The sequence below is a fragment of the Cellvibrio sp. genome (assembly GCF_053579595.1).
Genome location: NZ_JBRFPI010000469.1, coordinates 1 through 3124, shown reverse-complemented (window position 1 = coordinate 3124; position 3124 = coordinate 1). Strand labels below are relative to the sequence as shown.

Here is a 3124-nt window from a genome sequence, read left to right as displayed (position 1 = left end):
GCTACTAAACCCAAACCCAGCCCTATAATTTTTATCGCGCTGTTGACTTTATTCTTCACCAAATTGCGCAACGCAATAATCAAATAATGCTTAAACATAATCCATCCTTATTATCCGGCCTATCAAGCTGCAGCCAATTGAGTTTGCGCAACAATTTTCCCATCAAACAAATTAATGCGGCGCTGGGCGTAGCTGGCGTGTTCGCTGGAGTGAGTGACTATCACTACTGTGGCGCCTTCTTGGTTTAAGGTCTTGAGCAAGCGCATCACTTCCTGGCCGTGTACAGAATCCAGATTTCCCGTAGGTTCGTCGGCAAGAATTAATTTGGGGTTTGCAACCAATGCGCGCGCGACAGCAACGCGCTGCTGCTGGCCGCCGGAGAGTTGACTGGGCATGTGTTGCGCGCGGTGGGCAATTTCCATCTTTTCGATAACCGCTTGCACACGTGCGCGGCGTTCGGCGGAGGGAATTTTGTGATAGAGCAATGCCAATTCGATATTCTCAAACACACTGAGTTCATCAATCAGATTAAAACTCTGGAAAATAAAACCTATATTGTGTTTGCGCAATTCACTTAATTTCGACTCAGAGTGGCGGGCGACATTATCGCCATTAAAGAAATAATCGCCTTGGTCCGGGTTGTCTAACATCCCCAAAATATTGAGCAGTGTGGATTTCCCACAACCCGATGGCCCCATGATGGCAACAAACTCACCTTGTTTGATCTCCAGGCTGATATTCCCCAGTGCTTTGGTTTCTATCGCTTCAGTGCGAAATATTTTGTCGATATTGTTAAGGCGTATCATGTCCTTCTCCTTGCTGCTTTTATGTTGGGTGATCAGTAAATTTTCAAGTAATCGATATCGTTATAGGTGGTATACGGGCTAACAATGACTTGCTCGTGTATGTTCAAGCCTGCAAGCACTTCGATAAACTGGCTATTGCGACGCCCCAGTTTTATATCGCGCCGATAGGCACGCTTGCCATCGGCCGACACAACAAAAATCCAATGTCCGCCCGTATCCTGAAAAAAAGAATTGTTGGGAATTAATCGCGCGGGTTCATTAGCACCCATTTGCAAGCGTAACTGCAAGGTTTGACCGCGGCTAATATTGGCAGGCTGCGCGCTGGTAAACACCAAATCAACACGGAATTGTCCGTCAATGACCTGCGGGTAAATTTTTTTAATGCGCAAAGGAAATTCTTGCTGATCCACTTTTGCCAGTGCGGTTTGATCAACTCGCGTGCGGTTCATATAAAACTCATCGACTTGAGCCATCAATTTAAAATGATCCGGGTCATCAATTTGGCCAAAACGTTCGCCGGGCATCAATGATTGCCCTGGCTCCAGATTAAATGCCGTCAGTCGGCCCGCAATCGGTGCCTTCACATTTAGGCTTGCTAAATTGGTGCGCGCAAAGGTTAAGTTATTATTGAGCGATGTGACTGAATCGCGCAGTTGTTTCATTTGCGCTGCTTGCAAGGCCTGGTCTACTTCGCGCGCTTCGAGGATTAATTGTTGGCGTTTTTTTAAATAGGCCAGATTATCCTCTGCCTCTTTCAATTCTGCAGCGGAAATTAATTGATGCTTGATGAGCGGGCGCATCCGCTCGAGGCGTTGGCTCTCGGTTGTTATTTGATGATCCAATTCATTCAAGTTGCGTTTATGTTCAAGGTCGCTGCGCGCCAGACTTAATTCCTGAGTCTGCAATAAATTAATTTGCTCACTTACCTGCGCTTCGCGGGTGATGGATTCCAATTGCAGGCGGGTGTTGGAGATATCCACAATCGCCGCCCCCTCTTCAATCGTTGTTCCATCTTCCAAATGGATTTTTTCTACTCGTCCACCTTCAATCGCATCAAGATAAAGCGTGCGAAATGGCATCACCTCGCCTCGCAGTGGAATTACATCTTCAAAAATTCCCTGTTGAACTGACGCGATAACCAAATCCTTTACATCCACGCGCAGTGTGCGCTCACTGCCTGGCGCGGCCACCACCCAGAGCGCGGCAACCGCAGCAAGCAGAAAGAGTGCGCTGATTGCTCTGCGCCATTTCTGCCAAAAATTTATTTGTCTGGGTTTATCCATTGTCATTGGGGTCTTTTTATCAGCTCGTTCTTTTTGTTCGTTTTGTTGCCGCTTGATTAAAAATTATCGCGCTATCAAAGGCTTATCGCTCTGAGAAGCCTTATCCACCGAGCTGCGCTGCTACTTATACCGCAACAGCTATGCCATTTAATAAAAGCCAATAATTTCAATTAGTTATCGTTAATATGTTGGACGCGCCGTGGCTCGAAGTGTTCGATTTCGAACGCTTGTTGTTCACAATCGAACGACATAAACTGCGATTACGCTCTACTAGAAAATGATAATGCCAAGGATATTTTTCATGACCGCAATTGCTGGACATCTATTAGTGCTCGATGACGACGAGGATATTTTGTTGTCGGCGCGTCTGTTGCTCAAACGTCAGATCAAAACCCTGAGTTGTTTAAGTCGCGCAACCGACTTGCCGGAATTTTTAGCGCATCAGCAAGTGGATGTGGTGTTGCTGGATATGAATTTTACCCTCGGCGATAACTCGGGCCGCGATGGTTTTGAATGGCTCTCGTATTTGCAAACTCACTACCCACAGATTGTGGTAGTGGTGATGACGGCTTATGCCGGTGTTGAATTGGCGGTCAATGCGATTAAGGCGGGCGCAACGGATTTTGTGATAAAACCCTGGAGCAATGAAAAATTAATTGCCACTCTACACAGCGCTTTGGCTTTAGCACAGGCGCGCAATAATAATCACCTATTGCAGAGTGAAAATGTTGCGTTGCGCAGTTCGTTAGAGCATTTGTCACAGTTACAAAAACCGGCGTGTTTTATCGGTGAGACAACCAGCATGCGCGAGCTACTGCGCAAACTTAGCCTCTGTGCACCTACCGAAGCCAATGTATTAATATTAGGTGAAAATGGTTCCGGCAAAGAGTTGCTCGCGCGCGAAATTCATGCGCGCTCCAAACGCGCCAATAATATTTTTATGGCGATTGATATGGGCGCGATTCCCGAAAATTTATTTGAAGCGGAAATGTTTGGCTATAAAAAAGGCGCGTTTACCGGCGCCAATGAAAATCG

General features: G+C 46.5%; 3 protein-coding genes. 1 reads left to right on the top strand and 2 read right to left on the bottom strand.

Annotation, left to right across the window (positions count from 1 at the left end; all coding sequences use genetic code 11):
- Positions 1–122 precede the first annotated feature (122 nt).
- Positions 123–806 (bottom strand): ABC transporter ATP-binding protein, encoded by a 684-nt coding sequence (locus ACWA6V_RS19845; protein WP_449524113.1) that lies wholly within the window; start codon positions 804–806, stop codon positions 123–125.
- Between the two features lie 32 nt (positions 807–838).
- A complete protein-coding gene (locus tag ACWA6V_RS19840; protein ID WP_449524112.1) occupies positions 839–2089 on the bottom strand; it encodes an efflux RND transporter periplasmic adaptor subunit in 1251 nt (416 codons plus the stop codon).
- A 301-nt stretch (positions 2090–2390) separates the two neighbouring features.
- On the opposite strand from ACWA6V_RS19840, the gene ACWA6V_RS19835 reads away from it, so the two are divergent.
- On the top strand, positions 2391–3124 hold a 734-nt coding region (locus ACWA6V_RS19835; protein ID WP_449524111.1), incomplete at its 3' end, for a sigma-54-dependent transcriptional regulator.